This window comes from Candidatus Latescibacterota bacterium, assembly GCA_020633725.1.
In the GTDB taxonomy this organism is placed as follows: Bacteria; Krumholzibacteriota; Krumholzibacteriia; order JACNKJ01; family JACNKJ01; genus VGXI01.
Genome location: JACKDC010000004.1, coordinates 230,382 through 252,826, shown reverse-complemented (window position 1 = coordinate 252,826; position 22,445 = coordinate 230,382). Strand labels below are relative to the sequence as shown.

Genomic DNA, 22,445 nt, shown 5'->3' with positions numbered 1-22,445 from the left:
GGCGCGCCGTCCTGCGCCGTGACGGGAACGCACTGGAAATCATGAAGATAGCGTGCGACGCAGCCGTTCAGGCGCCCGTCCGGGAGCCCTCGTTCTCGTCGGCCAGCGCCCGCTGGGCGAGCACGCTGAACTCCTCGGCGCGGCGGCTGTCGCTCCGCTCGGCATAGATGCGGCTGAGCAGCTCGTAGACGCGCGAGGGCTCGGCCTGGTCCCGTCGCAGGGACTCGAGTTGCCGCTCGGCGCGCGCGTCCTCGCCCAGGGCCATCAGCAGCTCGGCGCGCCCCAGGGCGGCGCGGGTGTAGCCGGGATTGAGCTCGAGGGCGCGGCCCATCTCGAGCAGCGAGCGCTCGCGGTGCTCGCCTTCGGCCAGCAGGCGGCCGAGCTCGTAGCGGAGGTCCGGCCAGGCCGGCTGCACGGCCACCGCCCGCTCGAGCAGGGCCACGGCGGCGTCCACTTCGCCCTCGCGGTCGCGGGCGTCGGCCAGGGCGCGCAGGAGGAGCACGGACTCGGGCCAGCGGGCGAGGCCCGTCTCCAGGGCGCGGACCGCCGCGTCGCGGCTGCCCAGCCGGCGCTCCCACTTGGACAGGTAGAGCCAGTGCCGCTCGGGGCTGCGGCCGCAGAGCGCCGCCCAGGCGTAGAGGCGGCGGCCGGTCTCGCCCTCGTCGCGGTAGGTGAAGAACTCGGCCATGGCGGCCAGGGGACGGCGGAAGGCCGGGCAGAGCAGGGCCCGCCGCAGGGCGGCAGGCGCGGCGTCGAGCGGCGCGGTGGCCGCCAGCAGCGCGTCGCGCTCCGCGTCGGCCGCGGCCAGGTCCTCGCGCAGGCGGGCGCTCAGGACGTCGGCCGCCGGGGCCGGGGCCGGCGCGCGCAGGCCGCCCTGGGCGTCGAGCCAGGCCTCCCAGGCGGCGAGGTCCTCGAAGTCGGCGCCGGCGGCCGCGAGGTTGTCGCGGGCCTCGGCGGCGGCGTCGAACCAGGGCTCCCCGGCGCCGGCCTCGCGCTCCTCCGACAGCAGGGCGCGAAGCTGTGCGTAGAGGCCCCACTCCAGGAGCAGGTCGGGGTAGGGCGGATGCTTCTCCCGCCGCCAGCGGTAGTAGGGCTCGACGCGCTCCAGCAGTCCGATCCAGTTCATGCCGGCCTCAGCTCTCGAAGGTGTGCTCGGCCTCGATGTAGCGGATCGTGCGCGAACGGCTCCGCATGACGATGCTGTGCGTGTGGCAGCCGCCCTTGTGGAAACGCACGCCGCGGAGCAGGTCGCCGTCGGTGATGCCGGTGGCGGCGAACATGATGTTGTCGCCGCTCGCCAGCTCCTCGAGCTGGAAGATCCGCGACGGCTCCTCGAGCCCCATGCGCACGGCGCGCTCGCGCTCGCCCTCGTTGCGGAAGGCCAGGCGCGCCTGCATGTCCCCGCCGAGGCAGCGCAGCGCGGCCGCCGCCAGCACGCCCTCCGGCGCGCCGCCCGTGCCCAGGAGGATGTCCACCGCCGAGTCCGACACCGCCGCGGCGATGGCCGCCGAGACGTCGCCGTCCGGGATCAGGTGGATCCGGCAGCCCACCTTGCGCACGCGCGCGATGAGCTGCTCGTGGCGCTCGCGGTCGAGGATCGCCACGGTCAGGTCCTCCACCGGCAGGCCCTTGGCCTCGGCCACCGCGTGGAGGTTCTCCTCGGGACTGCGGGTGATGTCGATCGCCCCGATGGCCTCGCGTCCCACGGCGATCTTCTCCATGTAGGTGTCCGGCGCGTGGAGGAAGTGCCCCTTCGGCGCCACGGCCACGACCGCGATGGCGTTGGGACGTCCATAGGCCACGCTGTTGGTGCACTCCAGGGGATCCAGCGCGATGTCCACCGCCGGCTCCTCGCCGGTGCCCACGCGCTCGCCGATGTAGAGCATCGGCGCCTCGTCGCGCTCGCCCTCGCCGATGACGACGGTGCCGTCCATGTCGATGCGCGCGAAGCCCTCGCGCATGGCGGTGGTGGCCGCCTGGTCCGCCGCGTTGGGGTCGCCGCGTCCGAGCAGGCGCGAGGAGGCGATGGCCGCCGACTCGGTGACGCGCACGAACTCCAGGGCCAGGTTGCGATCCATGCTTCTCCTAATGCTGTGCGGTCGCGGCGTCGCGCGCGGCCCGGCCTATCCCAGTTCGCCCTCGGCGTCGAGCGAGGGTGTCATCGTCTCCGCCCCGGCCGCGCGGTGCTCCTCGTCGAGGATCTGCGCCACGTCGTAGCTGTGCAGGACGTAGCCCAGCACCAGCAGCGGCAGCACCTCTCCCCGGCTGACGAAGAGCAGGAAGATCCCGCCCAGGAAACCCCACCAGAACCAGTTCGCCTGCTCGAGGTAGAGGTAGGCGAAGGGTCCGAAGAAGAAGGCCAGGGTGGCCGCCAGGAAGGGCCGCTTGCCGCTGCGCGTGCGGTGCAGGCGAAGTGGCCGCGGCCAGACGCTGCCCGGATCGGTGGCCACGTCGGGCTCCGCGTCGGCGCCCCCGTCGAGGATCGGCTCGTCCGGGAGGGGCGGCAGGTCCGCCGGGACTGCGGGCTCCCGCTGCACCGTGCTGAGATCCAGCCCGCAGTGCGGGCAGTAGCTGGCGTCGGCGGGAATGCCCTGGGTGCAACGCGGGCAATTCATGCTGGCTCCTCGTCGTCACGCCACGCCGGGCGCGGCGTGGGCAGTCTAGAAGGCCCCTCAGATCGACGCAAGGAACATTCCTTTGGCGTCGCGGCTTGTGGTCGCGGCCTCCGCAGCCCTATCCTGAGGGCATGTGGCGCCGCGCACTGACAATCATGATCCCGCTGGTCCTCTGGCTCGGCTGCTCCGGGGACCAGGGCCCGACCGCCGACGCCATGACCCAGGTCATCGTCAGCCGGGCCGCGCACGTCAGGCAGTCACGGCTCTATGCGCACGTGGAGGCCCTGAGTTCCATCCACTCGCGCTGGATGCACTACGATCCCGGCACCACCGCCACCCTCGACTGGCTCGGCGAGACGCTCGCCGACCAGGGCACGCCGGCCGTGGCCGACAGTTTCGTCATCCACCGCATCCGGGACATCCCCACCGCCAACCTGGTGGTGACGCTGCCCGGCCAGACCCGGCCCAACGAGTACGTGCTCGTGGGCGCGCACTGGGACTGCCAGAGCTACCCGGAGAGCTGGACCGACTCCACCGCCCGCGCCGCCGGGGCCATCGACAACGCCACCGGCGTGGCCGCGCTCGTGGAGCTGGCGCGCGTGCTCGCCGACGCGCCGCTCGCCCGCACCGTGCAGATCATCTTCTGGGCCGGCGAGGAGATCGGCATGTTCGGCAGCCGCCGCGTGGCGACCGCCTGGCGCCACCCCGCGGCAGGCGACAGTCTCGTCTGCGTGGTCAACGTGGACATGATCGGCTGGGACGGCGACCTGCGGCGCGACGCGAGCCTGGTCTGCGATACCCTCAGCGCGCCGCTGGCGGGAGCCGCCCTGCCCTACGCCCAGCTGGCCGCCTCGCCGCTCCTCGTGGACTCGCTGAACCGGGGCACGGGCAGCTGGGGCGTGAGCAGCGACCACCTCCAGTTCTGGTACTACGCGCTCCCCGCAATCTGGTTGCACGAGGGCATCGCCGACGCCTATCCCTTCGCCAACCACGCCGCCGACAGCCTGCCGGACCTGCAGCCGGACTACCTGGCCGACGCCACCCGGGCCCTGGTGGGCACGGTGATGGCCCTCGCCGAGCCCATCACCCCCTAGTCGCGCCCCCGCGGATTTCGTCCACCATGCGGCGCAGGGTCGCCGCGCGCAGCACGCCGCGCAGCGACGGACCCTCGCGGACGGGCAGGGCCTCGAGGCCGCTGGCCCCGAAGGCGCGCAGGGCCGCCGCCGCGGTGGCGTCCGCGGGCAGCGCGCGCAGGGGACGCTCCACGAGGCGCAGCATCGGCAGCTCCGGCGGCAGGGCCGCCGCGGCGGCCAGCAGCTCGCGGCGGCCGAGAAGCGCCAGCGCGCCGCCCTCCAGGTCGACGAGCACCCAGTCGGCGTCGTCGCGCTGGAGCAGGGCCGCCCGGACGTCGCCCAGGGGCGTCTCCCGCGCGGCGAGCAGCCAGCCTTCGCGGTCGAGGTCGAGCAGCGTGGAGAGGGGACGGTGGTTCAGCAGCTCGTCCAGGCGCACGCCGCGCAGCTCGCGGCCGCCGGCGACCAGCAGGAAGACGCCGATCACGCCCAGCATGAGCAGCGGCGGGTAGAGGAAGGGCGCGAGCACCAGCAGCGCCGCCAGCGCGCGTCCCACCCAGACCGCGCGCTCGGTGGCGCGCAGGTAGGGCATGCGCGTGGCGAGCGTCGCGCGCAGGATGCGGCCGCCGTCCATGGGAAAGGCCGGCAGCAGGTTGAAGAGCGCCAGCGCGAGATTCGCGTAGACGAAACGCTCCGCGAGCTCGCCGACCAGGCCCTGGCCCGCGGCCGGCCAGAGCGCGGTGAGCGGCAGCAGCAGGCGGAGCAGCAGCGCGACGGCGGCCAGGATCAGGTTGACCGCCGGGCCCGCGATGGCGATGAGGATCTCGTGGCGCGGCCGGCGCGGCAGGGCGTCCATGAGGGCCAGGCCACCCATGGGCATGAGCGTGATGGAGCGGATCGTCACCCCGAGCCGCTGGGCGACGAGGCTGTGCCCCAGCTCGTGGAGCAGGACGAGAAAGAAGAGCACGAGGATGCTGAGGACGGTGGTGGCGGCCTCACGCCACCCCACGGACCACGCGAAGTAAGCGCCGACCACGGCGAGGAAGAGCGGGAAGGAACCGTGCAGCAGCACGTCGATGCCCGCGACGCGGCCGAGGCGCAGCCTTCCTCCCAGCATTCGACGCAATTCGAGCATGCTCACTCCGGAAACTGGCGTCTGGCGGGGCCGCGCGGGTCCCCGTGAATTGACCTTCGACGCGGGTCTTTGATACAATCTTCGTTCAACCCGTGCTGGATCACAACCATCCTCAAGGACCCGGAATGACATCAGGCACGCCTCGGCGTCGGCGCCCCGGACGCAGCCTCGCCATTCTGTCGCTCCTCTTCCTGCTCTCGGCTGCCGCGACCACCGTGCGCGCGGAGCTGCGTCTGGACTTCGAGCAACCCTACTTCGTCGAGACCCTCGGCAACCAGTGCAAGGACCACGCGCTGGTGAAGCTCGACAGTCTCTACCACCTGTTCTACATCCACAGCCTGCCGCCGGTGCCGCCCGACTACCTGCGCAGCGAGCGCTGGCTCGGGCATCTGACGAGCGCCGATCTCGTGCACTGGACGCGCCAGGACAGCATCCTGCCCGTCAGCGAGGTCCAGCCGCAGAGCTGGGAAGGCAAGTTCATCTGGGCGCCGAAGGTCATCAAGGACCCGGGCAGCAGCGACTGGTTCCTCTTCTACACGGGCGTGAGCGAGACCATCACCCAGCAGACGGGACTCGCCTACAGCTCCGACCTCTACGACTGGAACCGCTGGCCGCTCAACCCCATCTACCATCCGGGCAGCTGGGCGGCCTGGACCGTGGGGCTCTGGTCCAACTGCCGCGACCCGGAGATCTTCCACGAGGACGGCTCGCCCTACTGGTACCTGCTCAACACGGCGACGACGTCGGGCAACCTGGGGGCGATCAGCTTCGCCCGCAGCCAGACCCTCGTGAACTGGACCGACGAGACGCCGCTCTTCGTCAACGACAGCGTCGCGGTGCTCGAAAGCGCGCAGCTCTTCACCTGGGGCGGCCTCTACCACCTGCTCTTCACCGAGGAGGGCGTGCAGGGCACGAGCCATCTCACCGCGCCCACGCTGACGGGCGCGTGGACCAAGGACAACCTCGAGGTCATCGACGTGGGCAACGCGCCCGAGATCTCGGACCTCGGCGACGAGGTGATCTTCAGCCGGCACAACGCGCTCGCCTCGCCCGAGGGGCTCATCTTCTACTATCGCTTCGACCGCATCGACTTCGACGGCCCCGGCGGCAGCGCGCAGATCGACCCGATCGGTCACGGCCTCGATTCCACGTGGAGCGTGGTCTTCGGCAACGCCTTCGACAACCAGCCCACCTGGGGCGACAACCCGCACCAGCGCGGCGACAGCCACGCGAACCTGCGCGGCAACAGCTACCTCGCCACCTACGAGGACTTCCCCGCCCCCGTGGACGAAGAGCAGGGCAGCTTCCGGGGCGTCGAGCCCATCGGCCTGCTCAAGAGCGAGCCCTTCGTGGTCGACGGCAACCGCATCAGCCTTCTCGTCGGCGGCGGCGACTTCATCGACCGCGAGTTCGTGGGCCTGGTGAGCAGCCAGGGCGACACGCTGCGCTTCCAGGAGTCGGGCCGCGGCTCGCACTCCATGACGGTCCGGCTCTGGGACACGACGTCGCTCATCGGCGAGGAAGTCTACATCGTGGTGGCGGACCTGTCGTTCAACAACCCCGAGGGCTACATCAGCGTCGACGAGATCCACGGCTACACCGAGTCCGGCATCGATCCTTTCCCGCCCACGCTGCCCATGAATCCCGGCCCGCTGCTCGAGGACGTCCTCAGCGCCGCCGGCTACGGCAGCACCGCGATCGAGCCGCAGCCCGCGCCCGCGCTCGCGGGCCGTCTGCTGGCGCCCTACCCGAACCCCTTCAATCCCAGCACGCGGCTCCGCTACGAGCTCGAGCGCGCGGGCCGCGTGGAGATCACCGTCCTCGACGCCACCGGCCGCCACCAGCGCACGCTTCTCGACGCCGCGCTGCCGGCGACGCCGGGCTTCGTCACCTGGGACGGCCGCGACGACGCCGGACACGCCCTGCCCAGCGGCGTCTACTTCGCGCGCCTGCGCCTGGACGGCGCGCCGCTGGACAGCCGCAAGCTTCAGCTCATCCGCTGATCGGTGAGAGCGCCGGCCCGACCTGGGCCGGCGCTAGTTCTCGGCGAGGAAGCCCGCGGGCTCGCGGGTCGCCATGTGCCAGAGGATCCGCACCATCTTCACCTCGTCCGGACTGGGCCGCGGCACCACGTTGGTGGTGGCCATCACGTGGCCGACCTCGCTGCTGTGGCGCAGCGGGCCGAGCGCGTGGCCCAGCTCGTGCAGGATCACCCGCTGCAGGCCCTCCTCAGAGCCCGGCTGACCGCTGGCGTTCCAGTGGATGCGCGCGAGCAGGGGCACGTCGTCCGCGGGATTCCGGTCGAGGATCTCGTAGGAGCCGCTGCCCGGCTCGCCCGGATGATACTGCACGAGCAGCGACGCCTCGGCGGCGGTGGCCACCGGCGTGAAGAGATCGAGGCCGGTGTCCTCCTCCCAGATGCCGATGGCGTTCCTGAGCAGCTGCTCGTAGTCGATGCCGTTGTAGACGAAGGGCTCCACGTGGATGGCGATCGGATACTGCATGTGCAGGATGTCGCCCCCGTAGACGTCCGCGCGCAGCATGTAGCGGAAGTAGGTCAGGTACTGCGCGTAGACGCCCGTCTCGGTGGGCCCGGCGCGGAAGGTGCCCAGCGCGTACTGGAGCGAGTCGTTGATCGCGCGGGTGTCGAGGATGTCGTACCAGTCGCCCACGATGGCGAGGGCCTCGTCGCGGATCATGCCGGGCGGATTGTTCAGGTTCACGTCGCGATAGGGGACGTTGGAGCAGTGGAAGCTGCCGTCGGCGGCGGTGACGTCCTGCACCTCGTCGGACGGACGGCCGATCCCGTAGCGCACCTGCAGCCCCGCGACGCCCTCGCCCGTCTCCCAGTCGCGCACCACGCCGCCGACCGCGAAGCCCGCCACCTTGCCCTCGGCCAGGTCGCTCCAGCTCGACACGTTGCCGCAGGCGTCGTGGGCGCGCACGCGCATGTAGAAGTAGCGACCGGGCGCGAGCGCGTGCAGCGTGTACTCCTCCTGCACGGCGCCGGGAGTCGCCGGCGGCGAGGCCACCAGGTTCGTCGTGCTCCACTGCTCGGGGGGGAGCGGCGCGTCCCAGAAGCGCAGCTCGTAGCGGGCGAGCTCGCCGTCCGGGCCGTCGCTCGACGCCCCGAAGCGCACCACCAGATCGCCCGGCGACGGCCCCGGCCCGATCACCAGGCCGGTCACGGGAACCGGCGGGACCTGGTCCTCGCAGGGGGACACGGTGACTTCCCAGTAATGGTAGAGGTCGGTGCTGGTGCCCGGGACCCAGGCGTGCCCCTGGATGAGCACCTCCCCCGGCTGCCCGGGGATGTAGGCGAACTGCGGATCGTCGCCGGCGAGGGTGTCGTCGACGCGCCAGCGGTACTCCACCGTCCCCCCCGCGTTCTCGACGAGCATGCTGAAATCCAGCGTGTCGCCCACCGTCGCCTCCAGATCCAGTTCCGGGGGCTCCACCAGGAATTCCACGCCCGGCGTGATGCTCACGAGCACGGGCCAGGCGCGCCCCAGCCGCAGGCCCGCGTCCTCGAGCTCGAGGCCGACGACGACGAGGCTGTCCTGCCTCACCACGGGCCACTGCAGGCCGTGGTCGGCCGGGACGAAGATGTAGCTGCTGTCGGCCAGGAGCGTGCGCTCGCCGCCCAGCGTCAGCCAGAACTCGGCGTCGGCGCTGGCCTGCACGTGGAGGACGAAACGCTCGGCGCCCTCCTCGTCCATGACGAGGGTGTCCTCGCCGCTGGGCTCGTAGTAGAGGATGCGCGGCGGGATCGCCTCCGGGGGCACGGGCTGCGAACAGGAGCCGAGCAGCAGCGCCATTGGGAGGAAGAGGGCGCCCCAGGCGCCGAGAAGCCGACGATTCGTTGTTGCCATGGTCGAGAACTCCTGCCCGTCAGGCGGCGGGCCCGGGAAATATGGGGGGCCGGGAACTCCGAGGCAACGAATTGGTGAAACGGCACGGGGTTGAACCGGTTTTGGGGCTCCTGTATATTGCCCCCGCCCCCGTAACGGACATTCACTTGCGAACGAGGACGATCATGAAGACTGTGCAGCGAGCCATCCTGGGCGCCCTGGCGCTCCTACTCAGTGCCGCCCCCCTGCTGGCCCAGCCCTCCGATGTGGACCAGCTCGTGGCCAGCGGTGGGGAGTACTACCGCAACGGCATGTACCGGCAGGCCGTCGCGGACTTCCGCCAGGCCTTCAACGCGGACAAGACGAACCTGGATGCCGCCAAGGGCCTCGGCAGCGCCGCCATGCAGCTGCAGGACTGGCGCAACGCCAAGACCGGCTACGAGGCCGCCCATGAGCTGTCCCCCGGGGACTGCGCCGTGACCAACAGCCTGGCCTACGTCTATCTCGCGCTGAAGCTCGAGGAGCGGGCGAAGCAGACCTACGAGGAAGTCGTCGGCAAGGGCGGCAAGCCCGGCTGCGAGCCCGGCAACAGCTTCGCGAAGGTGAACCTCGCCACGCTCTACATGCGCTCGCGCAACGAGGCCGAGAAGAACCTCGCGCTGCAGCTGCTGAACCAGGTGACCAACACGGAGACCGAGGACACGTCGCTGCTGGCGCGCGCGCACTACGCGCTCGGCACGCTGTACCGCCAGAAGAAGAACTACGATCTGGCCATCGACAACCTGGAGAAGGCCTACAGCTACGACCCGGACAAGATGGAGGGCCGCTACAACCTGGGCCTGCTCTACTTCAACCGCCAGCAGTACGACAAGGCGCTCGAGCACCTGCAGAAGGCCTACGCCGAGCAGCCCAACGACTACAACCTGAACCTCATGCTGGGCCTCGTCTACAACGAGACCCCCGGCGGCAAGAGCGACGCGCAGGAGTACCTGCAGCACGCGGTCAATCTGATCGGCACCATGAAGGCCGAGGACCGTCCCAAGGACAACCTCCCCCACCGCTGGCTCGGCAACATCCTCAACGACGAGGGCGACCCCAGCCAGGCGATCAGCGTGGTGGACGCCGGCCTCAAGCTGACCTCCGACGGCACCGAGCGCGCCGGCCTGCTCTGCACCAAGGCCAAGGCCTACGAGAAGCTGGGACGCTACGAGGACGCCCTCGACATCTTCGAGTCGGTGACCGGCGACCCCCAGTGGGGCAGCTACGCGCAGACGGAGATCAAGCGCCAGGAGAACCTGATCCAGCGCGCCGCGGCCGGACAGAACTAGCGCCGGCCGATGGCAACGGGCCTGACCTGGTTCCTCGCCCTCAGGCAACTCGGAAGTCCTCGACGCGGGAGGGCCGTCACCATGACGGCCCTCGTCGCGATGGGGGGCATCCTCGTGGGCGTGCTGGCGCTCACCGTGATCCTCTCGGTGATGAACGGACTCGAGCACGAGCTGCAGCGTCTCATCAACGACGGTGAAGCCCACGTGGAGCTGCAGCCGGGCGGCAGCGGGGCGATCGTCGACGTCGGCCCGCTGCTCGCCGCGGTGGAGGCCGAGCCGGGCGTCGCCGCGGCGGCGCCCTTCGTGCGCTCCGAGGTGCTGGTGGTGAGCCGCGGCATGGACGGCCGCGAGCGCCTGGAGACGGCCACCCTCACCGGCATCGACCCGGAGCGCGAGGCGGCGGTCACGGACGTCCTCGCCCTCTCCTATCCCGACTTCACCGGCTTCGCCCCCCACGAGGGCTGGGTGCTGCCCGGCGGCGATGGCGCCGAGCCAGGCATCCTGCTGGGCGAGGAACTCGCGACGAACCTGCAGGTGGGCCTCGGCGACCGTCTGCGCCTGCTGGTGCCGGACATCAGCGCGGCCACGAGTTCGCTGGACTCCCTGCGCGGCCGCGAGGCGTGGTTCCGCCTGGTGGGCCTCGTGGACGCCGGCCTCTACGAGTTCAACGCCACGCGGGCCTTCGCCGAACTCGATCGCTGCGCGGAGTTCCTGCAGGTCGTGGGCGAGGCGCAGGGCATCGGCGTGCGCTGCCTGCGCCCCGAGCGGGCCGGACGGGTGGCGGACAGCCTGCTGGCCCTGCCCGCGCTCGCGGGCTATCGCGCCGTGACCTGGCAGGAGCGCAACCGCGTGCTCTTCGACGCCATGCACCGCGAGAAAGCGATGATGTACCTCTTCCTCCTGCTCACGGTCTCGGTGGCGAGCCTCGGGATCATCAGCGCGCTGACGCTCATGGTCAGCGCGAAGCGGGCCGAGCTGGGCATCCTGCGCACGCTGGGGCTGAGCCGTCGCGGGATCATGGGTCTGGTGGTGCTGCAGGGCTGGCTGGTGGGCCTGATGGGCGTGGGCGCGGGCCTCGGCGGCGGCTGGCTGCTGGGGCTCTGGCTGCAGCGGCATCCGCTGCACATCCCCTGGGATCTCTTCGTGCTGGAAACGGTGCCGATCCTGCTGAATCCCGTTGACTTCCTGCTGGTGGGGTCAATTACCCTGGGCGTCTGCCTGCTGGCCACCCTCTATCCCGGCTGGGAGGCGGCACGCCTGGATCCCATCGCGGCGATCCGGGCCGTCTAGCGCCGCGCCAAAAGGGGCTCCCTTGGGCATCGACTACGCCATCCCCCACCTCTGCAGGAATCGCGAGGAGCTCGGCGAGGCCGGTCTGCGCCGCTGGACCTTCCTCTACATGATCCACAAGTATCTCCGCGACCACCCCGAACTCGGCCGGCGCGGGCTCGAGGACAAGGAGTGGCAGATGCCCGCCTACAAGGGCGAGGCCGTGGAGGTGCAGCGCTTCACCGTCGAGGACGTGCGCGAGGTCGGCGGTCGCATCGGCGAGCGCCTGGCGCTCTGTCGCGACTGCCCGGCCAACCTCGACCCCGAAGCCGACGAGTTCGGCTGCGTGGGGCGCATCAACTACCCGTTGCTCGCGAGCTTCGAAGAGTTCGCCGCCGAGCGGCTGCAGCGCGTGATCGACCGCCTCGGCCCGGAGGAGTGGCCGACGCTGCTCAGCCTCATCCTGCGCAGCGATTCCCCCTTCGACGGCGCCCCGGTCGCCCGCCTGCGCAGCACCGAGCTGCGCGGCGGCAGCCGTCTGCTCGAGCGCGCCGAACCCGTGCCGCTCGAGCGCGCCGGCGACGGCATCAGCACGGATCACATCCTCCACGCGCTGCTGGGCATGAGCTCCCCCGGCTCCGCTGACACCGGCTACAGCCGCGAGGTGCCGCGGGAGCTGGTGAGCATCTACCTGGACTTCCTGTCGGGCCTGCTCTACGCGCACCTCAGCGAGGAGCGCGTGGTCGAGCTCAGCCGCGGCTGCTCGACCTATCTGCAGTTCCGCTGGATGCACCGCGCGCTGCGGATCGCCTTCCGGCTGGACCTGCCGCTCTACATCCACTAGCCGTCGCTAGAGCTCGTGCGGGAGGAATTCCTCGGGGCTGAGGAAGTACTTGTCAGGCGGGTAGAAGAGCAGGTTGCTGACCCGCGCGGTGTAGACGCAGGCGAAGTCCCCCATCTGGTCCCCGAAGCGGCTGAGCTCGCTGTCCACCTTGCAGAGCGGGCCCCAGAAGGGGTTGAAGCGCTGGCGGATCTCCAGCTCGATGGCCCGGATCGCCAGCAGATTGGCCGTGAGCTGGCGGTCGAGGTTGTGCTCCTCGCCGGTGAGCGCGGCGAGACGGTCGTCCAGCGCCTTCAGGTCCTCGGGCGGCAGGGAGCGGTAGCGCGTCAGCTTGGTGTCGCGGCCGGCCTCGAGCGCCTCGCGCACCTCCAGCAGCCGCGTGAGGATGCCCTCGTTCTCCACCTGCAGGCCGTCGATGCGCGCGTTGTCCGCGCTGCTCTCCTCGGTGGCGCGGATCTCGTGCTCGAGTTCCTCGACCACCATCAACGTCCGCCAGCCGACGCTCTTCTTGCTGCGCAGGATGTCCCCGTAGATGTGATCGCCGACGTAGAGGATCTCGTCGCCGGCCGCGCCGAGCTGCTGCTCGAGCAGCGCGACGTTGCCGCCGGCGAAGCAGGGGGTGCCGTGGCAGTCGCCGCGCCCGTCCGCCCAGGGCGCGTCTCCGGCGAAGAAGCCCGGCTTCTGCGAGTCCGTCACCAGCAGGTCGAAGTAGGACCACCAGGGCCGGTCCAGGATGCCGTCGGCCAGAACGTAGCGCAGCACGGCGTCCGTGTAGGCGAAGTCGGAGTTCGTGAGCAGGAAGAGCTTCTTGCCCTCCCGGCGCAGCTTCTCCAGCGCGGCGGGCAGGCGCGGATCGCGCAGGAAGCACTCGCCCAGGCGCTCGAGGACGACGGCCTTGAGGCTGCCGTCCCGGTGGACCTGATCGACGGAGTTGCGGATGTCGTCGAAGAGCCGCCGGTAGTCGGGCTCGCCCTGCCCCGTGGCCTCCAGCGCCTCCACCACCCCGGCGTAGAGCGAGATTTCCGGCAGGCCGAAGAGCGTGTCGTTGCTCCAGAAGCGCTCGCCGGACAGGCGCAGGCTGCCGCCGGTGTAGAGGGCCTTGCGGGTCTCCTTGTCCACCCGCTCGCGACCGTGGAACGCCTCGGCCACGTAGTGGAACTTGTCGACCTTCAGGATGTTTCCCCGCTCCTTGTCGACCACCAGGCCGCGAATCCCGAAGTCGGGGTCGTAGCGCACGCTCCGCAGGGCCGACGTGTAGCCGCCCTCGGCGACCAGCACCTCCTTGGCCATGTCGAAGACCAGCGCCTCGATGAAGTTGCGGTTGTAGAGCGCCAGGGTGTGGTCCATGTCGAAGCCCACCCAGCGGACGCTGCTCATGCGGAGGTTGCGGTTCACGAAGATGCGGTGGCGCTTCTCGATGAACTGCTCGAAGCGGTGGCTGGCCACCGGCGGCAGGCGGAAAGGAAGGTCGGGCGCGCTGTGCATGACGAACTCGCTGGGCAGTCCCCGCAGGGAAGTCGGAAAAATCACCCCGAGATGCTCCGAAGCTTCCCTATGATGCATAATGCTTGCCAATCATTCCACGGCAGCGGAATTATTCTGCCGACGGCTTGACCTGGGTTGCCCGGGACAGGTAGAATGGTGGCTCACCCCCTCAAAATCAACCAATGATGAAAGCCACACTCACACCCATCCTGGCCCTGGTACTTTCCCTCGGCCTCCGCCCCGCCGACAGCTGGCGCAGCGCTCTGCATGGGCCGCCGCCGGAGGCGGCGCCCGTCCATGCGCGCTCCGCCGACTGGCGCGCCGTGGACGAGTACATGGGCCTCGACGGCGCCCCGGTCTACAACGTCACCGTGACCGGCTACTCCAGCACCCGCGATCAGTGCGACTCCACCCCCACCATCACTGCGGCCAACACGACGGTCCGGCACGGGATCATCGCCCTGAGCCGCGACATGCTCCGCCGCTACAACCCGGACGCGCCCTTCGACTGGGGCGACAGGGTGCACGTGGAGGGCGTGGGCGAGTTCGTGGTGGAGGACGCCATGAACGCCCGCTACCGCAGCCGCGCGGACATCTGGTTCCCCGACCGGGAGAGCGCGCGCGCCTGGGGCGTGCAGGAGTTGAAGCTGTCCCCGGTGCCTGACAATCCCCTGAGCCTCTAGGCCTCCAGCCCGTCGGGCGCCCCAATCCTGACAATCACCTTGTGCCGCGGAGAATGTTGCTGGCCCCCTCCAGGCGGCCGTGCTCCCCGACGGCCCCCAAGATCTGGACCGATCTCAGCCCCTCGACCCCAAGATCAGGTGGCCCGAGGGGCAGCCACATTCTCGGCGGCACAAGCAAAACAGCACAGCCGGCCTGGCTGTGCTGCCCTAACTCACTGAGTTGTAGTGGATTCCTACATCGCGCCTTCGCCGCGCACGACCACCCGCAGGGTCCGGACGATGATCTTCAGATCGTTCGTCAGCGAGCACTTCTGGATGTAGTAGCGATCCAGGGTGATCTTGCGGCGGATGTGCTCCAGGTCCGTGTCGTAGCCATTGCGGATCTGGGCCAGGCCAGTGATGCCGGGCTTCACGCCCAGGCGCTCGGTGTAGCCGGGGATCTGCTCCTCGAGGTAGGCGATGATCTCCGGCCGCTCGGGACGGGGGCCCACGATGCTCATGTCGCCGCGCAGCACGTTCCAGAACTGCGGCAGCTCGTCCATGCGGGTGCGGCGCATCAGCTTGCCCAGACGCGTGATGCGGGCGTCGTTCTTCTTGGCCAGCTGGATGCCGTTCTTCTCCGCGTCGGAGACCATGCTCCTGAACTTGTAGATCTCGAACGGCTTGCCGGGCACGGGCGCCTGGCGGCGATCGTTCCGGCGGCGCTCGTCGAGCACGCGGATGTTGCCGTTCCGACGGCGGTCGTTCGTGCGCAGGTTGAGGCCCGTCCGGACCTGCCGGTAGATCACCGGACCGCGGCTCTCCAGCTTGATGAGAGTCGCCAGGATCAGGAAGAGCGGGCTGAGGAGGATCAGCGCCGAGCTCGAGGCCACGATGTCGAAGAGCCGGATCGCACGCCGGGTGAGCGGGCTGAGGTGCCGCTCGTTGGGGATGTGCTTCCGATCGCTGTGCCGGCTGAGCCAGTTCAGCGTCGGATCCGCCTCGGGATCGATGACCGTGCTGAGCTCCGGGCGTCCCTTGCTGCGGAACGACTCCAGGAAATCATCAGCGAAGACTGTCTTCTTCATCTCGGACCACGCCTGTTGTTGTCTGCGCGCTGCTTCGTCGTTGACGCAATCAGAGTACCAAGTCGCTCCGCCCTCTGATGTAACGGTCCTCACACTTCTGTGAGGACATCCTGGCTAAAAAAAACCAGGGTGAGCCGTACGCTTCCCCCCTGTTCCTTCAACGGCACCGGAAGGGTAGAGCCGCGCGCTACTCCCAACGACCGCTCTCACCCGCCGGGTCTCTGTCTCCACTTCGGGATCCATCCCGGATGGCGCGGGTGTACCGCACCGGGGGAGAGTATATCATCCCCCCCCTTACCCCACAAGGTCACGGCAAGCTAAATCACGAAAATATAAGAAGAAGGGGCGATCAATTCAGGAAAAAGGGGGAGGTAAGGCGGGAATCCCCCACCCTCCCGCCGCTTGCGGTACCGGGTGCGGTCACCCCTAGATGCTGGGGCGGAAGTAGCGGTAGGGGGAGGCCGGCGCGCGAGGACCGACGAATCGCACGCCCAGGCTGTGCACTTCGCCCAGGTGCTGCTGGCTCTGGAAGGAGTAGTCGAGGCCGATTCCCCCCAGCAGGACGCCAAGGCCGAAACTGGGCAGACCCGGCGCGTCGTCGAGCTCGGCGGTGTAGGCGTAGCCCGCGCGCAGGACGAGCCGGTCGGCCACCAGGGTCTCGACACCCCCGCGCACACTGGCGCCCCAGTACCGGGGCTGGCGCAGCTCGAGGCTGGCGATGGTGTTCAGCGCCGGCAGGTAGCGGGCCGCGCCCAGGCTGTACTCCTGCTCCAGCTCCAGGTGCTCGCCTTCGTAGTCCAGGCCGGCGCCCAGATTGCGGGCCGCCGCGCTCCAGTAGAACCCCGAGGCCACCAGGCCGACGCCCACGTCGTAGGCCCAGCCCCGCCCCACCGCGCCGGCCAGGTACTCCTGCACGTTGTGGACGCTCGCGCCCAGATCCACGCGGCGGGCGAAGCGGCGCGCCCAGCTGAGGCCGACGGCGAGGTCGTAGACATCCACCTCGCCCACCAGCTGCAGGCTCGAGTCGTAAGCCGGCAGCGGCGCCAGGTGCAGATAGCGGGCGTGGACGGCGGCGCTGCCCAGACGTCCCGGCAGGCCGAGGGCCAGCAGCGCCGTCTCGTGCTGGAGGCCCTGGTACCACTCCTGGTGGCCGAAGTAGAGCCGCTGGCCGCCGTCGCCCGCGAGGAGGGCCGGGTTGCGGAAGAGCGCCGAGACGTCCCCGGGGACGGAGCCCGTCGCGCCGCCCATGGCCATGCTCCGGGCCCCCACCGGCACTTCCAGGAAGTCCCCGGCGGCGACCCCCGCGCCGCCCAGCGCGAGGGCGGGCAGCGGGAGGCACAGGGCGGAGATGAGCAGGACGCTCTTCATGACGGACGATGTGCGGATCATGACGCTGGCCTCGAGTGCTGCAAGTTCGAGTCCCGAGCCGGGGCGGCGGGCCCACGGCGGGAACTGCGGGCGCCCGGGAGGCTGCCGCCTCCACCCTGGACCCCCACCGTCCCTTCGCTCCGGGATCGCAGAACGCGTGCCAGCTGTCCGATTGAGATGACCCGGGGCGTTCGCCGTCCGAGGCATGCAAACCCCATTCAGCCCCGGATGCAAGGAATATGTGCGGAATGTCGGTCGGCTAGAACCGGGCGCTCCAGCCCAGTCCCGGCGTGCCGCTGGGCGAGGACAGCAGCGCGAGCCGGGGCGCGCGACCGCGCGGGCGCTCGCCCGCCGGCTGGGTGAAGACGGTGTCCATGACGTTGATCAGCCACACCCCGCCCGCCAGCGCCGCGAAGAGGTGCATGTCGTCCTCGGCCGTCTGGACGCGGTCCTCGAGATGGCGGAGGCCGTCGGCGTCGGGCGCGTCGGCGTCGCCCGCGTCGAGACTCGCCTGGGCGGCGTCGAGGCGCAGCTGGTGCAGGTTCCGGCGCCGGTAGCTCTCGAGGAAGCCCTGGACGAGTCCCGCCTCGGCCCCCAGGTAGAGTCCCGAGCGCCACTGGTTGCGGTAGGCCTGCCCCATGCCCGGCAGGATCAACGACGCGAACACGGCCTTCCCGCGCGAGAGCCGCGGCACGCTGAGGCCGATCTGCTGTCCCCGGATCTGCGCGTCCAGCGGGCGGTTGAACCACCACGACTCGACGACGCCCAGACCCAGCAGGATCCCCGTCGCGAGCACCTGCCGATCGTAGTGATTCCGGTACTCCTCCCACAGCGACGAGGCCAGCGCGGCCTCCTTCTCGTAGGCCGTGGGATCGTTGGCGGTCTCGGCCAGGCGCTTCCAGCGCTCGTAGTCGGCCAGCGCCCCGTCGCGATCGTCGGCGGCATGGATCGCGCCGAGCGCCAGATAGGCGGTCGAGGCGAACTCCATCACCCCGTGGAAGGGGCGGCCGGAGAGCATGCTCCCGCCGCCGGGCAGCAACGTGCCCAGCCACGCGCGGCGGCGGCTGTCGTTGATGATGACGGGCCGCCCCTGGCTGTCCCAGCCCAGCTGCGCGCGCCGCCACTCGAAGCCGCGACCGCCCACGCGCACGCGCGTGTAGGCGCCGGCGGCCTCGAGGCTGAAGGGCGTGATGCCGCGCAGCGCGTAGGCGCCGTCCAGGGTGACGGGCATGCCCGCCTCGGACGAGAGAATGCCCAGCTCCTGTCCGGCGGCCGGAACCGCGAGGGCGACGAGGGCGATCAGCAGCGCAGCACGACGTGCGAATCCGTAGGGCATCTCAGCTCCCGCTTCCTTCCATGCCCGGGCTGGCGTCGAGCCCCGGGGACGTCTCGAGGCCGTTCCAGAGGCGGGCGCCCAGGCGCCAGCGACGGTCCAGCCAGATCAGCGCCAGCAGGCCGAGGCCCACGGCGAACCAGAGTGTGGCGGCGCGGATGACGAGGGTGGCCGCCGCCGCCGCGCCCGACGGCAGGCCGGCCTGTCCGACCAGCATCAGCGCCAGGCTGCCCTCGGTCACGCCGAGCCCTCCGGGCAGAAAGGCCAGCGCGCCGAGCAGCGTGGCCAGCGCGTAGATGCCCACGCCCTGCCCCAGCGGCAGGGACAGATCGCAGGCCCGCACCGCGAAGACCAGCGCCCATCCTTCCCAGAACCAGGCCAGCGCGCTCACGATGAGCAGCAGCGGCAGGTCGCGCGGCCGCATGAGCAGACGCGCGCTGTGCCAGGCGTGTTCCAGCGACTCGCGGCGACGTCCCAGCACGGGCACGCGACCCAGGAGCCCCAGCAGCGCCCGGCCGAGCCGCTCGGAGGCGAGCGCCGCCAGCAGCAGCAGCACCAGCGCGAGTCCCGCCAGCCAGGCGATGCCGCCCTCGCGCCCCCCCCAGACCCCGAGCGCGGCCAGCAGCAGCAGCCCGGCCAGGTCGGTCAGGCGCTCGGCGAGCACGATCGGCGCGGTGCGCGCGAGCGGCGCGCCGTGGGTGTGCTTGAGCAGCACCGACTTGAAGACCTCGCCCAGCTTGCCCGGCGTCACCGAGAAGGTGAAGCCGCCGACGAAGATCGCGGCGCTGTCCGCCACGGGCACGCGGATGCCCAGGCGGCGAAGGAAGAACTCCCAGCGCAGGAAGCGCGTCAGGTAGTTGGTCAGCGCCAGCGCCAGCAAGAGCGGCAGCCAGGCGTAGTTGAGTCCGCGCAGGGCGTCCAGGGTCTCGCCCAGGTCGGCGAACAGGGCCAACGCGAGCATCACCAGGACGCCCGCGGCCAGGGAGAGCCAGAGGGTCCGCCTCAGGCGCCGAGCCGCCATGGCCTAACGGTTCCTCAGGAGGATGACGCTCGTCAGCAGCGTGGCGATGGTGGTGAGCACGGCCAGGTTCGAGCGGACGAGGGTCATCACCGGCGTCTGCGACGGCACGTAGATGGTGTCGCCCGGCTGCACCCGGGGGTTCTGGCTGTCGTCGGCGTCGTCGAGGTACTCCCGCAGGTCCATCTCGAGGCGGAGCAGGCTGCCGTCGGGCCGCTGCCGCAGCAGCAGGACCTCGCCGAGATCCGCGTTGGGCCCCGGCCCGCCCGCCTGGAGGATGAAGCCGAGCACGTCGCGGCTGCCCGCCTCCACGCGATACACGCCCGGCGTGACCACCTCGCCGAAGACGTAGATGCCGTCGCGCCCGACGTAGTTCGACGGGTTCATGGGCATCCGCGGCACCTCGACGGTCTCGCCCGGCTCCAGCTGCGGCAGCGCGAGCACGCCCTCCTGCGCGGTGAGCGCCTCGATGTCGTAGGTCTCCAGCACCTGCTTGCCGTCCTGCAGGCGGTAGACCCGCACGCGGCTGAGATCGCCCTCGGGCGACACGCCGCCGGCGCTGCGGATCGCCTGCCAGACGTCGGGCAGCGGCCAGTCGGCATAGCGCCCCGGCGTGACCACGGCGCCGATGACGAAGAACGCCTTGCTGTTGTACTCGGTCAGCTCCAGGGACACGCGGCTGATGTTGCGGTGGAAGACCTGGATGCGCTCGACGATCTCTTCTTCCACGTCGGGCACGAGACGTCCGGTGGCGCGCACGTCGCCGATGAGCGGCACGGTGAGCCGGCCGCTCTCGTCCACCGTCATGGTGCGGTCGAGTTCGGGCATCTGCCAGACGCGCAGTTCCATGACGTCGCCCACGCCGAGATGGTAGGGCGGGGGCGTCTCCTGGGCGGACAGGTCGCCGGGGAGGACCATTGTCAGGCTCACGAGGAGCAGGAGGGCCGTGGCGAGCGCGGGACCGCGGCGCAAAAAGGCAGTGACAGGCATGTCTCCCCCCGGATAGAACTCACAGGACAGTAAGCAGCGCCACAGTCAGTGTCTAGTGCTTTGTGGCAGCATGCGGGCTTCGGAACCCGCCGCCGCATGCGGTATTACATGCTGACTTCGGGGTCGGGTTTCCGTCTTGCATCTTACGAAACCGGCAACTAGGATCCCGTCGGGAGGATCCCCGACACCGCCGCCCGCCGGCGGGACATGACCCGGAGGATGGTGGTCACCATGTCGAAGCACCCTGCCGTCACCTTCACCCTGCTGGCGTTGCTCGCTCTCGGATTCTCCTCCAGCGCCCGTGCCGGCGTCGACCAGATGCTTCTGGGCGGCGACGAACTGGGCGCCGACTTCAGCGCCGGCAGCCGGCTGACCCTGCGGAACGAGTCCACCCTCTACGACGCCGGCCGTCCCCTCCATCGCCCCGTTCGCGACCCGGGCCTCAGCAACTCGCCCGGCGGCCACACCGAGGTCTCGCTGCAGGGCAACGTGCCCTCCGGCGGCGGCACCGCCAGCGCGCCCGTGGCCGAGCCCGGCACGGGGCTGCTGCTGGGCGTCGGCGTCCTGGGCCTGGCGCGCGGCTTGCGCCGCCGGGCCGTCTAGACCCCCTCCGCCTCCAGCGCTTCCTTGAGCAGGTGCTTGCGGATCTTGCCCGAGCTGGTGCGCGGCAGCTCCTCGTAGAAGCGCACGCTCTGGGGCTGCTTCCAGTGGGGCAGGCGCTGCTTGAGGTGGGTGAGGACGGTCTTCTCGTCCAGCGCCGCCTCGGGGCCGGGCACCAGGCAGACGACCATGCGCTCGCCCAGCAGCGGATCCTCCACGCCCACGATGCCGCAGGCCAGCACGCCCTCGAGCTCCTGGACGATGTCCTCGATCTCCTTGGGGTTGATGCGGAAGGCGCCGCTCTTGATCATGTCCTTCTCGCGCCCCACCACGAAGAGGTAGCCGTCCTCGTCCACGCGGGCGAGGTCGCCGGTCCAGAGGCGGTGCTGCGCGTCCAGCACGCGCGCGGTCTCGTCGGGATCGGCCCAGTAGCCCACCATGATGTTCTCGCCCGAGGCCACGATCTCGCCGGTCTCCCCCGGCGCGACGGGCTGGCCGTCCTTGTCCAGCACCTCGAGCGTGACGCCCGGAATCCCGCGTCCGATGGACCCCGCCTTCCGCTCCAGATCCTCGGGTGGCAGATAGGAGAGGCGCGCGGTGCCCTCGGTCTGCCCGTACATCACCACGGGCGTCGCCCCGGGCAGCATGGCCCGCAGCCGCGCCAGCCCCGCCGGCGGCAGCGCGCCGCCCGCCGTGGTGAAGTAGCGCAGGCTGGGGATGCCCAGCTCCGCGAGCCGGCTGCGCTGCATGAGGATGTTGAAGGTCGACGCCACGCCGGGCAGGCCCGTCACCGCCTCGCGGCGGGCGGTCTCGAGCACCGCGTTGGGGAAGCCGAAGCGGTTGTCGATCACCAGGCAGCCGCCGACGGCCACGTGGGTCGTCAGCAGCGAGTGCCCGTAGGAGTAGTAGAAGGGCAGCAGGACGAGCACGCGCTCGGTCTCGTCGAGCGCCAGGTACTCCACGATGGACGCCGTGTTCGCCAGCAGGTTGCGCTGGCTGAGGCAGACGCCCTTGGGCGCCCCCGTGGTGCCCGAGGTGTAGAGGATCATCGCCAGGTCGTCCGGCGCGGGCGCGGGCAGGTCGGGCGGCTCGGACTGGCTGCTGTCGAGGAGGAGCGTCTTGCCCGGCAGCGGCGTGTCCAGGGGTTCGTCCAGCACGATCCCGCCCGGCAGGTGGGCCGGGTCGAGCGCCGCGGCGAAGCGCCGCAGGAACTTGGCCTGCGCCACCAGCACGCTCGGCGTACAGTCGGCCAGCACCTGGTCGACGTAGTGTTCCTCGTTGACGGGATTGAGGGCCACGAGCACGGCCCCGAGGCGCATCACCGCGAAGTAGATCTGGACGTAGGCCGGCGAGTTCTCCCAGAGCAGCGCGACGCGATCGCCGGGCCCCACGCCGAGCGACTGCAGGCGCCGGGCGAGGGCGCCCGCGCGGAGCGTCAGGGTCTCGTAGCTCCAGCGCTCGTCGCCCTGCACCACCGCCTCGCGGCCGCCGTGACGCGCGCGCGCCTCGGCGAGAATCTCCCAGACCGAGTTCACGTCAGGCAGAGCTAGCCCAGCTTGCCCTGCACGAAGCTCGCGACCTTGCTCACGGAATCGAAGTTCTCCGGCGTCAGCTCGCTGTCGTTCACGCTGATGCCCCACTCGTCCTCCACGAACTCCAGCAGCTCCATGATGCCCGTGGAGTCGATCACGCGGGTCTCCATGAAGGAGTCGTGGTTCTTGAAGCTGGGGTCGTCCTTGCCGGCCAGGAAGTTGTCGACGATGAACTGCCGAATCGTGTTCTCCATGCGCTC

General features: G+C 70.4%; 20 protein-coding genes. 7 read left to right on the top strand and 13 right to left on the bottom strand.

Annotation, left to right across the window (positions count from 1 at the left end):
* Positions 1-67: 67 nt before the first annotated feature.
* From H6693_10820 to H6693_10810, 3 genes are read right to left on the bottom strand one after another with little or no spacing between them, the layout of a single operon-like run.
* Positions 68-1,126: a tetratricopeptide repeat protein gene (locus tag H6693_10820; GenBank protein MCB9516675.1), complete on the bottom strand. Its 1,059-nt coding sequence runs from the start codon at positions 1,124-1,126 to the stop codon at positions 68-70.
* Between the two features lie 7 nt (positions 1,127-1,133).
* Complete coding sequence (gene glpX, locus H6693_10815) at positions 1,134-2,078, bottom strand: class II fructose-bisphosphatase (protein ID MCB9516674.1); 945 nt, start codon at positions 2,076-2,078, stop codon at positions 1,134-1,136.
* A gap of 45 nt (positions 2,079-2,123) precedes the next feature.
* Entirely contained in the window at positions 2,124-2,615 is a 492-nt protein-coding gene (locus H6693_10810; GenBank protein MCB9516673.1) for a hypothetical protein, read from the bottom strand.
* Positions 2,616-2,770: 155 nt separating this feature from the next.
* Between H6693_10810 and H6693_10805 the strand changes: the two genes are divergently transcribed.
* Entirely contained in the window at positions 2,771-3,709 is a 939-nt protein-coding gene (locus H6693_10805) for a Zn-dependent exopeptidase M28 (GenBank protein ID MCB9516672.1), read from the top strand.
* Here the strand turns inward: H6693_10805 and H6693_10800 are convergent.
* Entirely contained in the window at positions 3,699-4,820 is a 1,122-nt protein-coding gene (locus H6693_10800) for a site-2 protease family protein (protein ID MCB9516671.1), read from the bottom strand. The genes H6693_10805 and H6693_10800 overlap by 11 nt on opposite strands.
* Positions 4,821-4,945: 125 nt before the next feature.
* Between H6693_10800 and H6693_10795 the strand changes: the two genes are divergently transcribed.
* A complete protein-coding gene (locus H6693_10795; GenBank protein MCB9516670.1) occupies positions 4,946-6,823 on the top strand; it encodes a family 43 glycosylhydrolase in 1,878 nt (625 codons plus the stop codon).
* Positions 6,824-6,856: 33 nt separating this feature from the next.
* Here the strand turns inward: H6693_10795 and H6693_10790 are convergent, their stop codons facing one another.
* On the bottom strand, positions 6,857-8,692 hold the full coding sequence (locus H6693_10790) for a hypothetical protein (protein ID MCB9516669.1): 1,836 nt from the start codon (positions 8,690-8,692) through the stop codon (positions 6,857-6,859).
* Positions 8,693-8,856: 164 nt separating this feature from the next.
* On the opposite strand from H6693_10790, the gene H6693_10785 reads away from it, so the two are divergent.
* From H6693_10785 to H6693_10775, 3 genes are all read left to right on the top strand, one after another.
* Positions 8,857-9,999 carry a tetratricopeptide repeat protein gene (locus tag H6693_10785; protein MCB9516668.1) on the top strand — a complete coding sequence of 381 codons (1,143 nt, stop codon included), beginning with the start codon at positions 8,857-8,859 and terminating at the stop codon, positions 9,997-9,999.
* 81 nt (positions 10,000-10,080) lie between these two features.
* Positions 10,081-11,289 (top strand): ABC transporter permease, encoded by a 1,209-nt coding sequence (locus tag H6693_10780; GenBank protein ID MCB9516667.1) that lies wholly within the window; start codon positions 10,081-10,083, stop codon positions 11,287-11,289.
* Between the two features lie 22 nt (positions 11,290-11,311).
* Positions 11,312-12,112, top strand: a complete 801-nt coding sequence (locus H6693_10775; GenBank protein ID MCB9516666.1) for a hypothetical protein — start codon at positions 11,312-11,314, stop codon at positions 12,110-12,112.
* Between the two features lie 6 nt (positions 12,113-12,118).
* Here H6693_10775 and H6693_10770 read toward each other — a convergent pair whose 3' ends face one another.
* Complete coding sequence (locus H6693_10770; protein MCB9516665.1) at positions 12,119-13,594, bottom strand: HAD-IG family 5'-nucleotidase; 1,476 nt, start codon at positions 13,592-13,594, stop codon at positions 12,119-12,121.
* 185 nt (positions 13,595-13,779) lie between these two features.
* On the opposite strand from H6693_10770, the gene H6693_10765 reads away from it, so the two are divergent.
* Entirely contained in the window at positions 13,780-14,277 is a 498-nt protein-coding gene (locus tag H6693_10765; GenBank protein ID MCB9516664.1) for a 3D domain-containing protein, read from the top strand.
* A gap of 233 nt (positions 14,278-14,510) precedes the next feature.
* Here the strand turns inward: H6693_10765 and H6693_10760 are convergent, their stop codons facing one another.
* The 5 genes from H6693_10760 to H6693_10740 form a co-directional block, all read right to left on the bottom strand.
* Positions 14,511-15,344, bottom strand: a complete 834-nt coding sequence (locus tag H6693_10760) for a sugar transferase (GenBank protein MCB9516663.1) — start codon at positions 15,342-15,344, stop codon at positions 14,511-14,513.
* A 426-nt stretch (positions 15,345-15,770) separates the two neighbouring features.
* Positions 15,771-16,733 (bottom strand): PorV/PorQ family protein, encoded by a 963-nt coding sequence (locus H6693_10755; GenBank protein ID MCB9516662.1) that lies wholly within the window; start codon positions 16,731-16,733, stop codon positions 15,771-15,773.
* Between the two features lie 238 nt (positions 16,734-16,971).
* Positions 16,972-18,048, bottom strand: a complete 1,077-nt coding sequence (locus tag H6693_10750) for a hypothetical protein (protein MCB9516661.1) — start codon at positions 18,046-18,048, stop codon at positions 16,972-16,974.
* Position 18,049: 1 nt separating this feature from the next.
* Positions 18,050-19,066, bottom strand: coding sequence for a flippase-like domain-containing protein (locus H6693_10745; GenBank protein ID MCB9516660.1), 1,017 nt, complete (start codon positions 19,064-19,066; stop codon positions 18,050-18,052).
* A 3-nt stretch (positions 19,067-19,069) separates the two neighbouring features.
* Positions 19,070-20,053 carry a polysaccharide biosynthesis/export family protein gene (locus H6693_10740; protein ID MCB9516659.1) on the bottom strand — a complete coding sequence of 328 codons (984 nt, stop codon included), beginning with the start codon at positions 20,051-20,053 and terminating at the stop codon, positions 19,070-19,072.
* A 231-nt stretch (positions 20,054-20,284) separates the two neighbouring features.
* Between H6693_10740 and H6693_10735 the strand changes: the two genes are divergently transcribed.
* Complete coding sequence (locus tag H6693_10735; GenBank protein ID MCB9516658.1) at positions 20,285-20,656, top strand: hypothetical protein; 372 nt, start codon at positions 20,285-20,287, stop codon at positions 20,654-20,656.
* Here H6693_10735 and H6693_10730 read toward each other — a convergent pair.
* Entirely contained in the window at positions 20,653-22,188 is a 1,536-nt protein-coding gene (locus H6693_10730) for an acyl--CoA ligase (protein MCB9516657.1), read from the bottom strand. The genes H6693_10735 and H6693_10730 overlap by 4 nt on opposite strands.
* Before the next feature lie 11 nt (positions 22,189-22,199).
* Complete coding sequence (locus H6693_10725; protein ID MCB9516656.1) at positions 22,200-22,439, bottom strand: acyl carrier protein; 240 nt, start codon at positions 22,437-22,439, stop codon at positions 22,200-22,202.
* Positions 22,440-22,445 lie beyond the last annotated feature (6 nt).

Excerpts from the sequence above, each read along its gene's own strand:
- H6693_10820 (MCB9516675.1), bottom strand. The coding sequence starts at position 1,126 with ATGAACTGGATCGGACTGCTGGAGCGCGTCGAGCCCTACTACCGCTGG.
- glpX (MCB9516674.1), bottom strand. The coding sequence starts at position 2,078 with ATGGATCGCAACCTGGCCCTGGAGTTCGTGCGCGTCACCGAGTCGGCG.
- H6693_10810 (MCB9516673.1), bottom strand. The coding sequence starts at position 2,615 with ATGAATTGCCCGCGTTGCACCCAGGGCATTCCCGCCGACGCCAGCTAC.
- H6693_10805 (MCB9516672.1), top strand. The coding sequence starts at position 2,771 with ATGATCCCGCTGGTCCTCTGGCTCGGCTGCTCCGGGGACCAGGGCCCG.
- H6693_10800 (MCB9516671.1), bottom strand. The coding sequence starts at position 4,820 with ATGCTCGAATTGCGTCGAATGCTGGGAGGAAGGCTGCGCCTCGGCCGC.
- H6693_10795 (MCB9516670.1), top strand. The coding sequence starts at position 4,946 with ATGACATCAGGCACGCCTCGGCGTCGGCGCCCCGGACGCAGCCTCGCC.
- H6693_10790 (MCB9516669.1), bottom strand. The coding sequence starts at position 8,692 with ATGGCAACAACGAATCGTCGGCTTCTCGGCGCCTGGGGCGCCCTCTTC.
- H6693_10785 (MCB9516668.1), top strand. The coding sequence starts at position 8,857 with ATGAAGACTGTGCAGCGAGCCATCCTGGGCGCCCTGGCGCTCCTACTC.
- H6693_10780 (MCB9516667.1), top strand. The coding sequence starts at position 10,081 with ATGACGGCCCTCGTCGCGATGGGGGGCATCCTCGTGGGCGTGCTGGCG.
- H6693_10770 (MCB9516665.1), bottom strand. The coding sequence starts at position 13,594 with ATGCACAGCGCGCCCGACCTTCCTTTCCGCCTGCCGCCGGTGGCCAGC.
- H6693_10765 (MCB9516664.1), top strand. The coding sequence starts at position 13,780 with ATGAAAGCCACACTCACACCCATCCTGGCCCTGGTACTTTCCCTCGGC.
- H6693_10760 (MCB9516663.1), bottom strand. The coding sequence starts at position 15,344 with ATGAAGAAGACAGTCTTCGCTGATGATTTCCTGGAGTCGTTCCGCAGC.
- H6693_10755 (MCB9516662.1), bottom strand. The coding sequence starts at position 16,733 with ATGATCCGCACATCGTCCGTCATGAAGAGCGTCCTGCTCATCTCCGCC.
- H6693_10750 (MCB9516661.1), bottom strand. The coding sequence starts at position 18,048 with ATGCCCTACGGATTCGCACGTCGTGCTGCGCTGCTGATCGCCCTCGTC.
- H6693_10745 (MCB9516660.1), bottom strand. The coding sequence starts at position 19,066 with ATGGCGGCTCGGCGCCTGAGGCGGACCCTCTGGCTCTCCCTGGCCGCG.
- H6693_10740 (MCB9516659.1), bottom strand. The coding sequence starts at position 20,053 with ATGCCTGTCACTGCCTTTTTGCGCCGCGGTCCCGCGCTCGCCACGGCC.
- H6693_10735 (MCB9516658.1), top strand. The coding sequence starts at position 20,285 with ATGTCGAAGCACCCTGCCGTCACCTTCACCCTGCTGGCGTTGCTCGCT.
- H6693_10725 (MCB9516656.1), bottom strand. The coding sequence starts at position 22,439 with ATGGAGAACACGATTCGGCAGTTCATCGTCGACAACTTCCTGGCCGGC.